General features: G+C 74.9%; 14 protein-coding genes. 4 read left to right on the forward strand and 10 right to left on the reverse strand.

Annotated elements, in window-relative coordinates; all coding sequences use genetic code 11:
• Positions 1-20: 20 nt before the first annotated feature.
• Positions 21-1,235, reverse strand: coding sequence for a multidrug effflux MFS transporter (locus tag AB3388_RS13420; protein ID WP_495411265.1), 1,215 nt, complete (start codon positions 1,233-1,235; stop codon positions 21-23).
• A gap of 172 nt (positions 1,236-1,407) precedes the next feature.
• Between AB3388_RS13420 and AB3388_RS13425 the strand changes: the two genes are divergently transcribed.
• The 3 genes from AB3388_RS13425 (at position 1,408) to AB3388_RS13435 (ending at position 3,379) form a co-directional block, all read left to right on the forward strand.
• Positions 1,408-2,292: a helix-turn-helix transcriptional regulator gene (locus tag AB3388_RS13425; RefSeq protein WP_495411266.1), complete on the forward strand. Its 885-nt coding sequence runs from the start codon at positions 1,408-1,410 to the stop codon at positions 2,290-2,292.
• Positions 2,293-2,308: 16 nt separating this feature from the next.
• Positions 2,309-2,749, forward strand: coding sequence for a hypothetical protein (locus AB3388_RS13430; RefSeq protein ID WP_495411267.1), 441 nt, complete (start codon positions 2,309-2,311; stop codon positions 2,747-2,749).
• Positions 2,750-2,902: 153 nt separating this feature from the next.
• Entirely contained in the window at positions 2,903-3,379 is a 477-nt protein-coding gene (locus AB3388_RS13435) for a response regulator (RefSeq protein WP_495411268.1), read from the forward strand.
• Positions 3,380-3,392: 13 nt separating this feature from the next.
• Here the strand turns inward: AB3388_RS13435 and AB3388_RS13440 are convergent, their stop codons facing one another.
• From AB3388_RS13440 to AB3388_RS13465, 6 genes are all read right to left on the reverse strand, one after another.
• Positions 3,393-5,972, reverse strand: coding sequence for an ATP-binding protein (locus AB3388_RS13440; protein WP_495411269.1), 2,580 nt, complete (start codon positions 5,970-5,972; stop codon positions 3,393-3,395).
• A gap of 100 nt (positions 5,973-6,072) precedes the next feature.
• Complete coding sequence (locus tag AB3388_RS13445; protein WP_495411270.1) at positions 6,073-7,185, reverse strand: hypothetical protein; 1,113 nt, start codon at positions 7,183-7,185, stop codon at positions 6,073-6,075.
• A 75-nt stretch (positions 7,186-7,260) separates the two neighbouring features.
• Positions 7,261-9,453 carry a catalase/peroxidase HPI gene (gene katG / locus AB3388_RS13450; RefSeq protein WP_495411271.1) on the reverse strand — a complete coding sequence of 731 codons (2,193 nt, stop codon included), beginning with the start codon at positions 9,451-9,453 and terminating at the stop codon, positions 7,261-7,263.
• Entirely contained in the window at positions 9,446-9,922 is a 477-nt protein-coding gene (locus tag AB3388_RS13455) for a Fur family transcriptional regulator (RefSeq protein WP_495411272.1), read from the reverse strand. The genes katG and AB3388_RS13455 overlap by 8 nt, the downstream gene beginning before the upstream one ends.
• Before the next feature lie 32 nt (positions 9,923-9,954).
• Positions 9,955-11,385: a sensor histidine kinase gene (locus AB3388_RS13460; RefSeq protein ID WP_495411273.1), complete on the reverse strand. Its 1,431-nt coding sequence runs from the start codon at positions 11,383-11,385 to the stop codon at positions 9,955-9,957.
• A gap of 135 nt (positions 11,386-11,520) precedes the next feature.
• Positions 11,521-12,252, reverse strand: coding sequence for an NRDE family protein (locus AB3388_RS13465; RefSeq protein WP_495411274.1), 732 nt, complete (start codon positions 12,250-12,252; stop codon positions 11,521-11,523).
• Positions 12,253-12,397: 145 nt separating this feature from the next.
• On the opposite strand from AB3388_RS13465, the gene AB3388_RS13470 reads away from it, so the two are divergent.
• Positions 12,398-13,213 carry a maleylpyruvate isomerase family mycothiol-dependent enzyme gene (locus AB3388_RS13470; protein WP_495411275.1) on the forward strand — a complete coding sequence of 272 codons (816 nt, stop codon included), beginning with the start codon at positions 12,398-12,400 and terminating at the stop codon, positions 13,211-13,213.
• A gap of 60 nt (positions 13,214-13,273) precedes the next feature.
• Here the strand turns inward: AB3388_RS13470 and AB3388_RS13475 are convergent, their stop codons facing one another.
• The 3 genes from AB3388_RS13475 to AB3388_RS13485 form a co-directional block, all read right to left on the reverse strand.
• On the reverse strand, positions 13,274-14,293 hold the full coding sequence (locus tag AB3388_RS13475; RefSeq protein WP_495411276.1) for a LacI family DNA-binding transcriptional regulator: 1,020 nt from the start codon (positions 14,291-14,293) through the stop codon (positions 13,274-13,276).
• Between the two features lie 68 nt (positions 14,294-14,361).
• Positions 14,362-15,531, reverse strand: a complete 1,170-nt coding sequence (locus tag AB3388_RS13480) for an MFS transporter (RefSeq protein WP_495411462.1) — start codon at positions 15,529-15,531, stop codon at positions 14,362-14,364.
• On the reverse strand, positions 15,528-17,084 hold the full coding sequence (locus tag AB3388_RS13485) for a phytoene desaturase family protein (protein ID WP_495411277.1): 1,557 nt from the start codon (positions 17,082-17,084) through the stop codon (positions 15,528-15,530). Before AB3388_RS13485 ends, AB3388_RS13480 begins: the two co-directional genes overlap by 4 nt.
• Between the last annotated feature and the right edge of the window lie 67 nt (positions 17,085-17,151).

A 17,151-nucleotide genomic window follows, 5' to 3' on the forward strand; every position in this document is an offset into this window, starting at 1 on the left:
ATGGGGGAGGGGGGAGTGGGTCAGCGCGGGACGGGCCGGACGGTTCCGGCGTAGGCGAGGACGGCGAGCAGCGCGGAGACCACGGTGACCACCGCCAGCGGGGCGACGCCGGCGCCGAGGCCGACCAGGGGGGCGGCCAGGCCGCCGAAGGCGAACCGGGCGACGCCGAGGAACGACGACGCGGTGCCGGCGATGTCGGGGTAGCCGGCCAGCGCCAGCGACGTCGCCGGCGGAGTCGTCACGGCCGCCCCGCTGACCATCGTCAGCAGCGACAGGACCACCGCCGTCAGCGGCAGGTCCCACGCCGCGGTGGCCAGCAGCCCGCCGGCGCCGGCCACGACCATCGCGATCCCGGCCAGCAGCGTGCCGCGCTCGGACCACCGTTCCGAGATCCGCCCGGCGGCGAAGCCGAACACCATGAACCCGAGCGAGTTGAGCCCGAACGCGTACGAGTAGCCCTGCGGGGACAGGCCGTAGACCCCCTGCAGCACGAAGGTGGCGCCGGACAGGTAGGCGAACAGGGCGGCGTTGACGAAGCCGGTGACCAGCACGGCGCCGAGGAACACCCGGTCCGACAGCAGGCGGCGCATGTCGCGCCCGGTCTGCGCCAGCCCGCCGGCGACGCGCCGCTCGGCCGGCAGCGTCTCCCGGACCACCGCGAGGCAGGCCACGAGCATCGCCGCGCCGACGGCCGCGAGGAAGACGAAGATCCCGCGCCAGTCGGTGACCTCGGCCAGCTGCCCGCCGATCACGGGACCGATGATGGCCGCGACCCCGCCCAGCACGGTGAGCCGGCCGTAGTAGTGCAGCAGCCGGCCGCCGGAGTACAGGTCCCGTCCGGCCGCCTGGGCGATCACGATCCCCACGCCGCCCGCGAGGCCCTGGACGAACCGGGCGGCGACGAGCGTCTCCATGGTCGGGCTCAGCGCGCACAGCAGCGAGACGGCGACGTAGGCGACCACGCCGGCCAGCAGCGGACGGCGGCGGCCGAAGCGGTCCGACAGCGGGCCGGCGACGAGCTGGCCGAGCGCCAGGCCGAGCAGGCAGGCGGTGACCGTCAGCTGCGCAGTGGAGGTCGCCGACCGCAGCTCGGCGGTGAGCGCCGGCAGCACGGGCAGGTACAGGTCCATCGAGATGGGCCCGAAGACGGTGAGCAGGCTCAGGACGGCGGCGAGCGCGCGCCCGACGGCCCGCTCGCCCGTCACCGGGGTGGTCCGGGGGAGTGTGGTGGTCATGCTTCCTTCGGCGATCGAGGGCGGAGGGCGGTGTGGCGACGTCGTCGTCCGCCAGCGACCGGGCCGGTTCTGCAGACCACGGAACGCCCCTGTCCGCGGTCGTGGGAGGGCGCGTTCGTGGGGGGACCAGCTCGACCTCCCTCCGGCGGCCGATCGCCGTACCGTCGGTCGGGTGGACAACCGCTCCGACATCCGCGACTTCCTCGCCAGCCGTCGCGCCCGCATCAGCCCGGAGCAGGCCGGGCTGCTGCCCGGCGGTGGGCGGCGGCGGGTGCCCGGGCTGCGGCGCGAGGAGGTCGCCGTCCTGGCCGGGGTGAGCACCGACTGGTACACCCGGCTGGAGAAGGGCCACATCGCGGGCGTGTCCGAGGACGTCCTCGAGGCCGTCGCCCGCGCGCTGCAGCTCGACGAGGCCGAGCGGCTCTACCTGTTCAACCTGGCCCGGGCCGCCCGGCCGTCGCGCGCGTCCCGTCGACGCGGCACAGTCAACGTCCGGCCGCGGGTGCAGTGGCTGCTCGACGCGATGAACTCCACGGCGGCGATCGCGCTCAACGGCCGCATGGACATCCTCGCCGCCAACAGCCTCGGGCGGGCGCTCTACTCACCGGTGTTCGACGACCCGCGCCGCCCGGCGAACATCGCCCGCTTCCAGTTCCTCGACCCACGGGCCCGCGCGTTCCACCCCGACTGGGACGGCGCCGCCAACACCACGGTGGCCATCCTGCGCACCGAGGCCGGCCGCGACCCCGACGACCGGGACCTCCGGGAGCTCGTCGGCGAGCTGTCCACCGTGAGCGAGGAGTTCCGCACCCGGTGGGCGGCCCACGACGTGCGCATCCACCGCACCGGGGTGAAGCAGTTCCGGCATCCGGCGGTCGGCACCCTCGACCTGGTCTACCACTCCATGGCGCTGCCCACCGAGGGCCAGGAGGACCTGCACATGACCGTCTACAACGCCGAGCCCGGCACGCCCTCGGCGGACGGCCTCACGCTCCTTTCGAGCTGGGCGGCGACCGACGCGCAGCAGCCGCGCGACATCGCGGCCGACCTCGCCTGACGCCACGGCCCCACGGATGGACGGTGCCGAGGAGGCGGCGCGCCGCCGGGCCGAGCTGACCGAGCGCGCCCACTACCACGTCGAGGCGCAGCGGCTCCGGAGCGAGCAGGAGGCAGTGAAGGCCCAGGTGCTGATCGACCGGTTCGTCGCCGAGGCGACCCGGGCGGGTCTGGCGACCGAGGAGCTGACGGCTCGCCCGTGGTCCGGGCGCGGTCGCTACCGGACGGGTGTCGTGGGGTGGTACCTGCTGCGCGACCGTTCGGTGGGTGTGGGGGTGGACGGCGGCTTCTACGTGCTGCTCGTGCCGCCGGTGCGGCTCGGCCGCCGGCGGACCGTCCGGCTCGACCCGACGCCTCCCTCGCTCCAGCTGGGCCGGGGCGCCCGCGACGGGGAGTCCGTCGCCCTCGACGCGGCGCTGGAGAGCCGGCTGCGGTGGGCGGCCTCCGGCGAGGGCTGAGCGGTCGTTCCGCGACACGCCCGGAGTGCACCCGAGGATTGGGGAGTGGGTGCCCCCACCGCGTGGGCTGTCCGTCGCAGGGCGTGATGGTCAGGCTGGACGTCGTTCCCCGCGGTTCAGCAGCAGCCCGGGGCCCCGAGCCGAGGAGCCCCCATGCCGACCCGCGTGTTGATCGTCGACGACCACCAGCTCATCCGGGATGCGCTCACCGACCTGTTCGCCGCGACGGAGGACATCGAGCCGGTGGGCTCGTGCGCCGACGGCGACGAGGTCGCCACGGCGGTGGAGCGGACCCGGCCGGACGTGATCCTGATCGACCTGCAGATGCCCCGGGTGGACGGGCTGACCGCGGCCCGGGCGGTGCTCGCCGAGCACCCGGAGGTGGGCATCGTCGTCCTGACCGGCGGCCTCACCGCCGCGACCGCGCGGGAGGCCGGCGACCTCGGGGTCGCCGGCTACCTCCTCAAGGACGACGACCCCGCCGAGCTGCCCGGCCACGTCCGGGCGGTCGCCGCCGGCGGGACGGCGTGGCACCCGCTGGCCACCGCCATGCTGACGGACCTGCCGGCCCTGCCGGTCGCGTCGCCCCACGTGGACGGCTGCCCCCCGCGGTTCCGCGTGCTGCAGTGACCGCGCCGCGCGGCTAGCGGCCGCGGACGAGGGCGGTCGCCTCCCGGTGACCGAGTTCGGCGCCGGCGGCGAAGGCCGCGTCGTAGTCCCCGCCGTCGATCTCCCGCGCCACGCGGCCGGCCAGCTCGGCCTCGTCGCGGCGCGTCGACGGCCAGGCCCGCAGCCCTCCGCGCCGGCGCAGCCCGTCGGCCGCACCGAGGGCGCTCGCCGCCCGCCGGGCGTCTCCGTCGGCCAGCGCGAGCTGGGCCGCGGCGACGAGCGCGAAGGTCAGGACCAGCGTGCTCACCTCGGTGTCCTCGCTGCCGTCCACCGACCGTTCCAGGAGAGCGCGCGCCTCGTCCGGACGACCGGACCGCACGGCCAGGCGGGCGAGCTGGGTCCGTCCCGTGGCCGCGAGCCAGGGATTGTCCAGCCGGCGGCCGAGCTCGACGACCTCCGCGAGGTGCGCGCGGGCGTCCTCGTCCCGGCCGAGCGCCATCTCCACCATCCCGACGGTCAGGACGGCGAAGGCCATGAAGGGCTCCTCCGGCCGGCGCAGGTCGTCGAGCGCCGTCGAGGCCGCGCGGAGCGCACCGTCGAAGTCGTCGCTGATCGGCAGGATCCACGAGATCGCCAGCTGGGCCGCGCTCTCGAGGTAGCGGTCGCCCATGCTGCCCCTGAGCCGCCGGAGCCCGTCGACGGCGGCCAGCGCGCTGTCGTCGTCCCCGACCTCGGCGGCGGTGACGGCCGAGGTCAGCAGCAGCTCGGCCCGGGCCCGGTCGTCCAGCGCGCCGGCCTGCAGCTGCACCTCGGCGATCCAGCCGCGCGCCTCCGGCATGCGGCCGCGCATCTCCCAGAACAGCCACAGGATGCGGAACATGTGCGGCAGCCGCCCGATGTCGTGCGCGAGGAGCCAGCGGACGGCCAGCCGCAGGTTCTCCTCCTCGGTCCGCAACCGTTCGGTCCACTCGCCCTGGCGCTCGGCCGGCCAGTCGGCGTCCTCCACGAGCGCGCCGAAGTAGGCGGCGTGCCGCCCCTCGACGTCGGCCCGGTCTTCGCGTGCGGCGAGGCGTTCGGCGGCGAACTCCTGCACCGAGGCGAGCATGCGGAACCGCGGTCCGGCGTCGGTCGCGTCGATGGTCACGAGGCTGTGCGCGGCCAGGACGTCGAGCAGGTCGAGCGTCCGGTCCTCGGGGAGGTCGGCGACGTGCACGGCCGCCTCGACCGTCCACCCGTCGACGAAGACCGAGAGGGTGGCCAGCATCTGCTGCTCGTCGTCGGCCAGCAGGCCCACGCTCCACTCGACGGTCGCGCGCAGGGTGCGGTGGCGCTCGGGCAGGTCGACCGGCCCGGGGCCCAGGGCGTCGAGGCGGCTGCCGAGCCGGGCGAGCAGTGCCGCCGGGTCCAGCAGCCGGCTGCGCGCCGCCGCGAGCTCGACGGCGAGCGGCAGGCCGTCGAGGCGCCGGCAGATCTCCGCGACGGCCGTCGCGTTGCCGTCGGTCAGGGCGAAGTCGTAGCGGACGGCCTGGGCGCGGTCGACGAACAGCCGGACGGCGGGCAGCTCGGCCAGCCGTCCGGCCCCCGGCGGCTGCGGGAACACCGGCACCACGAGCGCGCTCACCGGGTACTCCCGCTCGGCGCGGAGCCGGAGCGCCGTGCGACTGGTGACGAGCACGGTGAGCCCGGCGCACCGTGCGAGGAGCTGGTCGAGATCGGGTGCGACGCCGACGACCTGCTCGAGGTTGTCGAGCACGAGCAGCGTCGGCGTGTCCGCGAGGTGCTCGGCCAGGACGTCGAGGGCCGGGCGGGCGTCGTCGACGGCGGCGCCGACGGCAGCGGCGATGCGCGGCAGCACCAGCGCCGGTTCGGCGATCGAGGCCAGCGGGACGAACACCGCGCCGCGCGGATAGCGGTCGCCGACCCGTTCGGCCACGGCGATCGCGAGCCGCGTCTTCCCGACGCCGCCGGGGCCGGTCAGGCTGACCAGCCGCACGCCGGGCGTCTGCAGCAGCGCCGCGACGTTGTCGACGTCCTGCTCGCGTCCGATGAGGGACGTCGACGTCACCGGCAGGGACCGCGGCGCCGGCCGGTCCGGGGCCTCGGGCGTCGCCGGGTGGTCGACGTCGGCGGCCGCGAACCGCTCGGAGAGCAGCAGCGCGAGGTCGTCGCGGACCAGGCGGGTCAGCTCCCGCGGGGTGCGGAACGAGCGGTAGGAGTCGGCTCCCTCCGACTGGAGCTGCTCGATCATCGCCGTCAGCCGGGGTTCCCGCGCGGGGGCGGGATCCTTGACGTACAGCAGCCGGGGGATCGAACCGGAGAGCCGGAACTCGTCCTCGAGCCCGGAGATGTCCATGCCCGGCCCGATCCAGCCGTAGCGCTGCCAGTACAGGCCGACGAAGACGTCCGACTGCGCCAGGTACGCCCGGTACAGCTCCCGCGGCGGGTGCGGCCGGGCGCCGAGCTCGAACATCACCGGCGTCAGCCGGAGTGCCGTGATCGCCCGGGCCACCGCCGCCCGCTCGTCGGCGAGCTCGGCCAGCGTGGAGCTCACGAAGACGCGCAGCCGCTGGTCGGGCGTCCGGATCGCGGCCTTCTCCTGCTCGTCGACCGTCATGCTCGTCCTCGACAGGGTGCGGGAGGCGGGGTGCCATCGTGGCGCTCCGCGGGTTCCCGGGGATAGCCCCCGACGGCGGATCTGCGGTCCCGGCGGGCGGCTACCCGGGGTACTGCTCGGCCAGCCGGGTGTAGGCGGAGTCGCGCGCCTCGTCGAAGACGCCGATGTCCTCGACGAAGTACGTCCAGAACCCTCGCTGCCGCTGCAGCTCCACTTCGTGCAGGTGGATCGGGTGGAAGTCGCGGTCCTTGCGGTCCCGTTCGCGCAGCTCGCGCCGGCCCTCCTCGCCGAGGCGGCCGATCAGGCGCAGCGCGCGGACCTGCTCCCGGTAGGAGGTGTTCATCCAGAGCTCGGTCTGCAGGTCCAGGACGGCGAGCAGGTTGCCCGGCGCGGGCCCGAGCCACCGGCGGTTGAGCGGGCGCACCGCCCAGAGGTCGTCGGCGAAGGTCAGCTCGTCGAGGATCACCGAGCGCGCGTAGGCGCCGTCGAGGACGCCGTCCTCGCGGAACCCGTAGTAGAAGAGCCACAGCGCCTCGCGCAGCCCCTGCGGCGTGATGCGCCGGTACCGGACCCGCCCCCCGCCGCGGTCGTAGGCGGCCGCCGGGTCGTGGTACTCGCGGATGCGCTCCAGGCCGGGCTCGTTGACGTGCAGGTACTCGACGTCCCGGGTCGGCGCGTAGCTGTTGAAGACGACGCCGATCGGCGTGCTGGTGAACAGGTCGGCGGTCCGGGTGAAGAACTCGTCCGGGAGGGCGGGGATGAACACCCGGGCCGGCAGCAGGTAGTCGGTGAGCTCGTCCACGGTCGGCGGCCGCCGCCAGCCGATCCCCTCGCGGACCAGGCCGATCGCCGCGCCCAGGTAGTGCCGGGGGAGGGAGTGCAGCAGGCCGCGGAACACCCCGGGCACCCCGACGAGCACCGTGGCGAGGGCGGCCTGCTCGGGCGTCTGCTCCGCGGTCGGCCACCACCGGGTGCGGGCGCGCTCGGCCGCCGCGATGCGCCGCTCCAGGTCGGCCCGCAGGTCCTCACCGCTGAGGTAGGAGGCGGTGCCGGCGATCGCGCCCGAGGTGCACGAGATCATCTCCAGGCCCGGCAGCAGCCCGCTGTTCTCCCCGCGGTCGCGGGCGAGCGCCTGGGCCGCGGCCAGGAACCCCGCCCCGTGGGCGTTGCTGCCGCCCAGCCCGGCCAGGGCGAACGCGGTGCGCGGAGCCATCTGGCCTCCTCGGCTCGGGGGTGCCCGGGGAGCGAGCCGGGGCCGGCCGCCGGGCGGCCGGCCCCGACCTCGGGCTCAGGCGACGTCGAACCGGTCGAGGTTCATCACCTTGTCCCACGCGGCCACGAAGTCCCGCACGAACTTCTCCCTCGCGTCGTCGGCGCCGTAGACCTCGGCCTGGGCCCGCAGCTCGGAGTTCGAGCCGAAGACCAGGTCGACCGCGGTGGCGGTCCACCGGACCTCGCCCGTGGCGCGGTCCCTGACCTCGTAGACGTTCTCCTCGGCGGTGGCGGAGGGCTTCCACTCGTAGCGCATGTCGAGCAGGTTGGCGAAGAAGTCGTTGCTCAGCGCCCCGGGCCGGTCGGTGAAGACGCCGTGGGAGGTGTTGCCCGCGCCCAGCACCCGCATGCCGCCGACCAGCACGGTCATCTCCGGCGGGGTGAGCGAGAGCATGTAGGCGCGGTCGACCAGCAGGGTCTCGGCGGGCAGCTTCTCGCCGGGCCGGACCCAGTTGCGGAACCCGTCCGCCCGCGGCTCGAGGACGGCGAAGGACTCGACGTCGGTCTGCTCCTGCGCGGCGTCGGTGCGCCCGGGGGAGAACGGGACCGTGATCTCGACGCCGGCGTCCCGCGCCGCCTTCTCGACCGCCGCGCACCCGCCCAGCACGATCAGGTCGGCGAGCGAGATCCGCTTCCCGCCGGCGCCGAACTCCTGCTGGACCCGCTCGAGGACCGGCAGCACCGTGTCCAGCTCGGCCGACTCGTTGACCGCCCAGTCCTTCTGCGGCGCCAGCCGGATCCGCGCCCCGTTGGCCCCGCCGCGCTTGTCGGTGTGGCGGTAGCTCGCCGCCGCGGCCCACGCCGCGGTGACCAGCTGCCCAACCGTCAGGCCGGACTCCAGCAGCGTGCGCTTGAGGGCGGCGACGTCCTCGCCGGAGGCCAGCTCGTGGTCGACCGGCGGCACCGGGTCCTGCCACGGCTGCGGCTCGGGGACCCACGGGCCGAGGTAGCGCGACACCGGGCCCATGTCGCGGTGCATGAGCTTGTACCAGGCCCGCGCGAAGGCGTCGGCGAACTGCTCCGGGTGCTCGAGGAACCGCCGGCCGATCTGCTCGTACACCGGGTCGAACCGCAGCGACAGGTCGGTGGTCAGCATCGTCGGCTTGCGGGCCGGCTCGTTGGTCTCGGGGTCGGGGATGACGTCACCGGCGTCCTTCGCGACCCACTGCTTCGCGCCGGCCGGGCTCTCGGTGAGCTCCCACTCGAAGCCGAAGAGGTTCTCCAGGAAGTAGTTGCTCCAGCGGGTCGGCGTCTGCGTCCAGGTCACCTCGAGGCCGCTGGTGATGGTGTCGCGGCCCACGCCCCGGCCGAAGCTGTTCTTCCAGCCCAGGCCCTGGTCCTCGATCGGCGCGCCCTCCGGCTCGGGGCCGAGGTAGTCGGCGGGCGCGGCGCCGTGGGTCTTGCCGAAGGTGTGCCCGCCGGCGATGAGCGCGAAGGTCTCCTCGTCGTTCATCGCCATCCGGCGGAAGGTCTCGCGGATGTCCCGGGCCGCGGCGATCGGGTCGGGATTGCCGTTGGGCCCCTCCGGGTTGACGTAGATCAGGCCCATCTGCACCGCGCCGAGCGGGCCGGACAGCTCGCGGTCACCGCTGTAGCGCTCATCGCCGAGCCAGGTGTCCTCGGGTCCCCAGTAGATCTCCTCGGGCTCGTAGATGTCCTCGCGGCCGAAGGCGAAGCCGAAGGTCTGGAAGCCCATCGACTCCATGGCCTCGTTCCCGGCGAAGGCGATCAGGTCGGCCCAGGAGACCGCCTGGCCGTACTTCTTCTTCACGGGCCACAGCAGCCGGCGGGCCTTGTCCAGGCTCACGTTGTCCGGCCAGCTGTTGAGCGGGGCGAAGCGCTGCGCGCCGGAACCGGCGCCGCCGCGGCCGTCCTCGATGCGGTAGGTGCCGGCGGCGTGCCAGCTCAACCGGATGAACAGCCCGCCGTAGTGGCCGAAGTCGGCCGGCCACCAGTCCTGCGAGTCGGTCATGATCGCCCGGACGTCGCGCTTGAGCTCCTCGACGTCGACCTGGGCGAAGGCCCGTCGGTAGTCGAAGTCCCCGCCCACGGGGTTGGCCGCCGGGTTGTGCTGGCGCAGGACCGACAGGTCCAGCCGGTTCGGCCACCAGTCGCGGTTCGTCTGCGGCCGGTGCGCCTTCGGCTGGGGCGACGGGATCTCGGGGTTCTCGCTCTCGCTGGGGGTCCGCGGCGCGTCCTTGTCAGGCACCTGGATTCCTCTTCTCTTGTCGGGTTTCCTCTGACAGCTGCTGACGGCGGGCCGCGGCGCACGCGGGGCACAGGCCCCAGTAGATGACCTCGGCCTCCTCGATCTCGTAGCCCGCGTCGTCGCTGGCCGTGAGGCAGGGGCTGGCGCCGACGGCGCAGTCGACGTCGACGATCGCCCCGCAGGACCGGCACACCACGTGGTGGTGGTTGTCCCCGGCCCGGGCCTCGTAGCGTGCCACCGAGCCGGTGGGCTGGAAGCGCCGCACGAGGCCCGCGGCGGTCAGCGCGCGCAGCACGTCGTACACGGCCTGGTGGGACACCTCGCCGAAGTCCCGCCGGACGGCGGCGATGATCGAGTCGGTGTCCGCGTGCGGGCGGGCGTGCACCACCGACAGCACCGCCACCCGAGGGCGCGTCACCCGCAGCGCGGCCTCGCGGAGCAGGGACTCGAAGTCCGGCGCCGTCGGCACGCTCGGCAGTCTGGCCCCATTTCTGGAACGGATCAATCGACGGTCGGAGTGTCCGGGGAATCCACCGGCAGCAGCACCTCGATCTCCGCACCGCCGTCCTCCCGGTTCCGGAAGGCGGCGGTGCCCCCGGCCTGGACCACCCGATAGCGCACCGTCTGCAGCCCGAGGCTGCGGCCCCGCGGGGTGCGCCGCCGGTCGCCGGGGGGCGCCGGCGGGAACCCGACGCCGTCGTCCGACACGGTCATCCGCACCGCGGGACACCCGTCGAGGCGGGCGTCCTCGAGCCGGATCAGCACGGTCCGGGCGGAGGCGTGCCGGCCCACGTTGACCAGCGTCTCCTTCGCCGTCCGGTAGAGGACGTCGGCCGTGCGCGGCGACGTCCCCGGCGGGGCGTCACCCTCGATGTGGACGAACACGTCCCGGTCGCGCAGCGGGTCGGCCAGGTGCTCCAGGGCCGTGGCCAGCGCGGCGCCGCTCAGGTCGGGCGGGTAGATGTCCACCATCAGGTGGCGCAGCCCGGCGACCGCCCGGCGGACGGCGTCGCCGAGGCGGACGGCCCGCCCGGCGATCTCCTCGGACATGGTCGGGGCCAGGGCGGTGAGCGCGTAGCTGACACCGGCGAGGTCCTGCACCGGGCCGTCGTGGATGCCGGCGGCGATCTCCCGCCGCTCCCGGTCGGAGCCGGCCAGGTGGCGCTCGAGCAGGTCGATCCGCTCGGCCTCGTGCCGGCGCAGCCGCCGGGCCAGCGAGACCGCGATGGGGATCTGGGCGGCCTGCAGGACCAGCAGCGCGCCGATCGCCATGGGCACGATGCGCGTCCGGAACAGCGCGGCGTCCCGGTCGATCCGCGACGTGTCGAAGTAGACCTCCAGCACGTACCGGTCGTCCTGGCCGGTCAGCCGCAGCGGCGTGTAGACCTCGAGGTAGGGCCGCGCCCCGCGCGCCGCCCCGTAGACCTCCGACCGCGGCTCGAAGCCGGAGACCATCCGGCCGCCGATGGCCGCGGTGAGATCCTCGGACAGCGGCCACCGCCGCCGCTCCAGACCCGGGTCGTGGGCGTAGACGATCGTCCCGTCCTCCCGCCAGACGAGCACCGCGGTGACCGTGCCGTCGCCTGCCGTGGCGGCGACCAGCCGGTCGAGGTGGCGGCGGTCCTCCGGTTCCCCGGCCAGCACGTTCGAGAGCAGCGGCCCGACCATGTACGAAGCGATGCGGGCGGCGGACTGCTCAGCCTCCCGCACCGCCGAGTCCCGCGCGATCTTGGCGCTGAAGGCGTAGGCGCCGGCCCCCACCGCGAGGAACGCGCACACCGCGGTGCTGACGAACAGCACGATCTCCCGGCGCACCGAGGTGGTGCCCCGCCAGGGGCGCAGGACGAGGAGACGCCGGCGGGGCCACGGCGCGCGCCCGGCCCCGGCCGGCTCACCCGCCGGCTGCTCTCGATCCCCCCGCTGCGCGGACACGCACGTCACCCCCAGGCCAGGAGCCGGTCCCGCACCTGCTTGACGAGAGCCCGGGGGAGTATGCGGGTCAGGGCGTCGTCGTCCATGCCACGCGGGGCCGGGGCACGGACGACGCCGGCCTCGGTAGCGGCGTCATCACTCACCGTGTTCGGACGAAATCGATGCGTGAGAGTCCGGAACGGCTCCGGTCTCGAAGGTGCGCCACGGCCCATCGTCCCACGGCCGCCGGCTGAACTCCAGCCGCAGCCGGCCGGGGGAGGCCTCGACGAGCTCGCCGAAGACGGTCGCGAAGACCTTCCCGTCCCGCTCGTGGCGGACGACGAGCGCCCCCGGGTCGTCCTGCGGCGGCCCGCTCTCGACCAGCCGGCGCCAGCCCTCCGGAGCGGGGGCGTCGGTGAACGCGGGCAGGTACCGGTCGGCCTTGCGGTCCTCGGGGCCGCCGGAGGTGACCATCGTCGTCCCCTCGCCGTGCTCGGTGGTCCGCAGCCCGGCGCCGTCGAAGTCCCAGGTGGTCAGCCGGTGCGGCGTGGCGAGGACGAGCAGGAAGCTGGCCATCCCGTCGAGCCGCGCGTGCGCGAGCCAGTTCTCGCCGTGCGCGGCGGCGAGCAGCGGCAGCACCCCGCGGCTGGCGGCGCCCGGATCGGCGTCCCGCTTCTGCGGCCGGTTGAGCACCAGCGCGGTGACCCCGGTGGCGACGTCGCTCGCGCACCAGGTGCCGCCGGCGACGCGGTCCCGGCCGCCGACGAGCCCCGGGAACTCCGGCCACCAGCGGCCCGGGTCGTCGAACTCGCGCGTGGTCAGCTCGTCGCGCAGCGCCAGGATCCGGACCGGCCGGCCGTCGGACCAGCGGACGACGACGGTGCACACCCCGACGATGCTGCCAGGCCCGCCACCACGGCGAACGTCCGGCGGAAGGACTCTGGTCCGCGGCGGGCGTCGTCCCTAGGTTGAACCGTCATCGACCCCAGCCCGTGGGGGCTCGTGACGGCACAGACCCGGAGAGGAGTCGACGGTGAGCAGCTGGAACGCCATGTCCTACGAGGCGAAGGACACCCTCCTGCGCGTGGTCCGCCAGGAGGCCGCGCAGTTCTTCGACCTGGTCGACTCCGACGAGGTGTGGGAACGCGCCACCGGCGCCGGCCACTGGCAGGTGCGTGACATCGTCGGGCACCTCGTCGACACCACCGAGGCCTACTTCGTCGCGTTCGACGCCGCGCGCAGCGGCTCCCCGGTCGACCCCGCCCACGGCCTGCCCGGCATGGCCGCCCGCGTCGACTCGCAGGCCCAGGGCTTCCGGTCCGAGTCCCGTGCGGCGATGCTCGACCGGCTGCGCGCCGACTTCGCCAAGATGATGGAGACCTTCGACGCGCTCACCGAGGAGGACTGGGGCAACCTGCTCGTCCCGCACTTCTACATGGGCCCGCTGCCGGCGTTCTTCTACCCGGCCTTCCAGCTCATGGACTACGGCGTGCACTCCTGGGACGTCCGGCAGGGGACCGGCCGCGCCCACGGTCTGGACGGCGAGGCGGCCGACCTGCTCGCCCCGTTCATGTTCGTGCTGTGGAAGTACACGATCGAGGCCAACCGGCTCGAGCCCTGCGAGCTCGGCATCCGGATCACCAGCGGGCCCAACGCCGGCGACACCCGCGTCAGCGTCGGCCCCGAGGGCATGGACTACGCGCCCGGCGACGTCTCGGGCCTGGGCGCCGTCCTCGAGTTCGACCCGGGCAGCTTCGTGCTCACCGCCTTCGGCCGCAGCAACGCCGGCACCATCCGCGGCGACCGCACGGTGGCAGACCGCTACCTCAACCTGTTCTTCCGGATCTGAAGAAGGACCCCGTCCTCCCCGCCCCTCGCACGCTCGGGGCGGTGCCCGGGACGGGGCCGTTCACGCCGACGGCGGGGCGGTCGAGCCGCGCTCGACCAGGGCGACCGGCAGCAGCACCGAGCGCGCCGGGCGGTCCGGCTCGTCCAGCGACTCGAGCAGCATCCGGGCCGCCTCGACGCCGATCGAGTGGTGCGGGACGCCGATGGTGGTCAGCGGCGGCCGCAGCTTGTCCAGGAAGGGCATGTCGTTGAAACCGACGACGCTGACGTCGCCCGGGCAGGAGATGCCCCGCTCGGCGAAGACGTCGTAGCAGCCCAGCGCGATGAGGTCGTTGCCGGCGACCACCGCGGTGAACTCGGTGCCGGAGTCGATCACCTTGCGCAGGGCGGTGGCGCCCTCGGCCTCGGTCCAGTAGGCGCAGCCGACGATCCGCGCGGGGTCGTCGTCGAGGCCCAGGTCGCGGACGGCGGCCTGGAACGCCTTGGCCCGGATGAGGCCGGTGGACGTGGTCGTCGGCCCGGCCAGGTGCACGATCCGGCGGTGCCCGAGCGCGGCCAGGTGCTGCACGGCCAGCGCGATGCCCGTCGCGTCGTCGGGAGTGACGCAGGGGATGTCGAGGTGCTCGGCGCGGCGGTTGACCAGCACCATCCGCAGGCCCTGCTCGTGCAGCTGCTGCAGCAGCGGGTGGTCCAGCCGCGCGGTCGCGATGATCATGCCCTCGACCTGCCGCGAGCGCAGCGAGTCGACCAGGGCCTGCTCGCGGTCGGGGTCGTTGTCGGTGTTGACGATCAGCGCGCTGTAGCCGGCCGGCCCGAGCACGTCCTCGATGCCGCGGACGATCGGCGGGAACAGCGGGTTGGTCAGGTCGGGCAGGACCAGGCCGATCGTCCGCGACTTCGCCGTCTTCAGGCTGCGGGCGATCGGGTTGGGGGAGTAGCTCAGCGACTGCGCGGCCTTGAGCACCCGGCGGGCGGTCTCGGCGTTCACCAGTGCCCGGGTCTCCGGGTTCAGCGCGCGCGAGGCGGTCGCGGGGTGCACGCCCGCCGCGGCCGCCACATCCCTGAGTGTCGGCGCGGGCACGGCGACGATCCTAGGGCCGGAGCCCGCCGGCGTCCGTCCGTTTCGCCCCACCGGCGTGCGCGGCGTGCTCATGCCGGCCTCCTCCATCGTGCGCGGCCCCACACGGCCAGGAGCCCCAGCGGCGCCGCGGCCGCGGCGGCGAGGGCGAAGATCGTCCGGTAGCGCCCGGCGTCGGCCAGGTCCGCGACCAGGACGGCGGCCAGCGCGCTGCCGCAGAACAGCGACCCGGCGAACAGCGACACCACCGCCGCGCGGGCCGAGGGCAGCACCTCGGTCGCCCAGGTCTGCAGGGAGGAGTGCATCGCCGCCCACGCCAGCCCGAGCAGCAGCGTGACGACGACGGCGACCGCGGCCTCCCGGGACAGCGAGAGCACCACGCACGCGGCCAGCGCCGACCCCGCGCCCAGCGCGATCAGCCGCGCCGGGTGCTGCGACCGCGACAGCCTCCCCACCGCCGCGGCCGCGGCGAAGACGGCCACCCCGTAGACGGCGGTCACCGCCCCGGCGACCGCCGCCGTGGCGCCGGCCGCCTCCACCGCCGCGGGCAGCAGGGTGAGCACGCCGAGCAGCACCGCGCCCTCGAGGAAGGCGAGGACCAGCACGAACACCGCCGAGCGGGAGCGGGCCACCTGCGCCAGCGGGGTGAGCAGCGTGGCGTGCGCGCGGGTGCGCGGCGGCTCGGCGAGCGCCCGCAGGGCGACGGTGAGCACCAGGGCGGCGAGGCCGGTCACCACGAACGCCGCCCGCCAGCTGAACAGCTGCGCGACCACGCCGGCGCCGACCGACGCGACCCCGGTGCCGAGCGCCACCCCGACCATGAGCCGCGCGATGTCGCGCTGCCGCTCGCGCGCCGGCACGGTGTCGCCCAGGTAGATCAGGCTCGCCGGATACGCCGCGCCGAAGAACGCGCCGCCGGCGCCGCGGGCGACGCCCAGCGCGAGCGGGCCCGCGGTGAACGCGGCGGCCACCGAGGCCAGCCCGGCGCAGAGCAGGGTCAGCCGCATGGTCCGCACCCGGCCCAGGGAGTCCGAGGCCATGCCCCACACCGGCTGGGCCAGTCCGTACGCGAGGAAGTAGGCCCCGGCCGCCTGCACCACCGACGTCAGCGACGCGTCCAGGTCCGCGGCGATCGCCAGCAGCATCGGGGGCATGGCGAAGCGGTCCAGCGTGCTGACGAACGCGGTGAGCTGCAGCAGGCGGATGGGGGAGAGCCGTCCCCCGCCGGGCGGGCGGCTCAGCTCGGCCCCATGACGCCGGCGGGGTCGATGCCCAGGTCGGTGAGGACGGCGCGCGCCGCGTTGCGGCCAGGCCGGCCCGACACCGAGCCGCCGGGGTGCGTGGTCGCGCCGGTCAGGAACAGGCCCGGCACCCCCGTCCGGTACGTCGGCCAGCCGGGGATGACGCCGCCGTCGGGCAGCTCGAACTCGCCGCCGTGGCAGGAACCGCCCAGGTTGTGCACGTTGTGGGCGGCGACGTCGACCGGGGACTCCGCGCGGACGGCGAGCAGGTCGTCGGTGGACAGGCCGGTGGACCGGGCCGCCACGCGGGCCAGGAGCGCGTCGGCGTAGTCCTGCTTGGCCTGCGCCCAGCTCCGCCCGTCCCGCAGCTCGTAGGGGGCGATCGTGAGGATCTTGAAGGTGCCGCCGCCGGCCGGCACGCGGGTCTTGTCCACGACGCTCTGGTTGACGACGAGCAGCCACGGGTCGGTGGCGTCGGCCTCGCCGCGGGCGAATGCGTCCAGCTGCCGCACCAGGCCCTCGGTGCTGCCGAGGCCGGCGGCCACGCTCTCGATGGGCCCGGTCGGGGTCGGGAAGGCGAGGTCGCCGCGCAGCGCCGCGTGGACGGCGAACACCGACAGCCCGGGCCGCCAGGTCTTCTTCGCCTCCTGCAGGTCGTCGGGCACGGCCGTGCCGGTGAGCATGTCGCCCAGCCGGGCCAGGTGCGCGCTGGAGACCACGGCCCGGCGCGCGGTGACCCGTGTCCCGTCGGCGGTGCGCACGCCGGTCACCCGCCCCCCGGCCGCCTCGACCATCGCGACCGGCGCGGAGCAGACCACCCGGCCGCCGTGCGCCTCGATCTGCCGGACCAGCGCGTCGGGCAGGGCGCCGGAGCCGCCGATCGGCGTCGACCAGCCGAAGGCCAGCCGCCCCGCGGTGAGCGAGGAGGGCAGGAAGCCGGTGCCGGGCCGGCGCGGATCCTGGATCGTCGCCATGGCCATCCAGAGCACGAAGTCGCGCACGACCGGGTGCGCGAAGCGCTCGTGGACGACGTCCCAGGCGCTGCGCCCGCGCAGCTCGCGGTAGCGCCGGGCCGCGTCGTCGTCCCCGAGGTCGAGCCCGGAGCTCCACCGGCCGTGGACGGCGGCTAGCCCGCCGGTCCACTCGGCGACCAGCTGCCGGAACGCGCGGGCGTCCTCGGGCGACCAGCGGGCCAGCTCGTCGGCGGTCGTGTCGAGGTCGCGGTGCATGACCAGGCAGTCGCCGTCGGCCCGGGGCATGACCACCGCGGGGTCGGTGAGCAGGTACTGCAGCCCATACGTGGCCTGCAGGCCCAGCTCGTCGTCCCGGATCAGCGGGTTGGACTGGATGAGCACGTGCGCGCTCGAGCAGGAGTCGTGCGCGAAGCCCGGGAGGGTGAGCTCCTCGGTGATCGTGTCGCCCCCGGGTGCGGCGCCGGCCTCGAGGACGACGACCTCCAGTCCCGCGGCGGCCAGGTAGCCGGCGGCGACCAGCCCGTTGTGGCCGGCGCCGATGACGACGACGTCCGCGCTGTCCGGCACGTCCGTGGGCATCGCGCCTCCTCGTCCTCACCCGCCCCTGTCGAGCGGAACGGTGGCAGAGGGTGCACTCGATTGCAAG

It is taken from the genome of Geodermatophilus sp. SMS 5-13 (assembly GCF_059428245.1).

Excerpts from the sequence above, each read along its gene's own strand:
- AB3388_RS13420 (WP_495411265.1), bottom strand. The coding sequence starts at position 1,235 with ATGACCACCACACTCCCCCGGACCACCCCGGTGACGGGCGAGCGGGCC.
- AB3388_RS13430 (WP_495411267.1), top strand. The coding sequence starts at position 2,309 with ATGGACGGTGCCGAGGAGGCGGCGCGCCGCCGGGCCGAGCTGACCGAG.
- AB3388_RS13435 (WP_495411268.1), top strand. The coding sequence starts at position 2,903 with ATGCCGACCCGCGTGTTGATCGTCGACGACCACCAGCTCATCCGGGAT.
- AB3388_RS13440 (WP_495411269.1), bottom strand. The coding sequence starts at position 5,972 with ATGACGGTCGACGAGCAGGAGAAGGCCGCGATCCGGACGCCCGACCAG.
- AB3388_RS13445 (WP_495411270.1), bottom strand. The coding sequence starts at position 7,185 with ATGGCTCCGCGCACCGCGTTCGCCCTGGCCGGGCTGGGCGGCAGCAAC.
- AB3388_RS13485 (WP_495411277.1), bottom strand. The coding sequence starts at position 17,084 with ATGCCCACGGACGTGCCGGACAGCGCGGACGTCGTCGTCATCGGCGCC.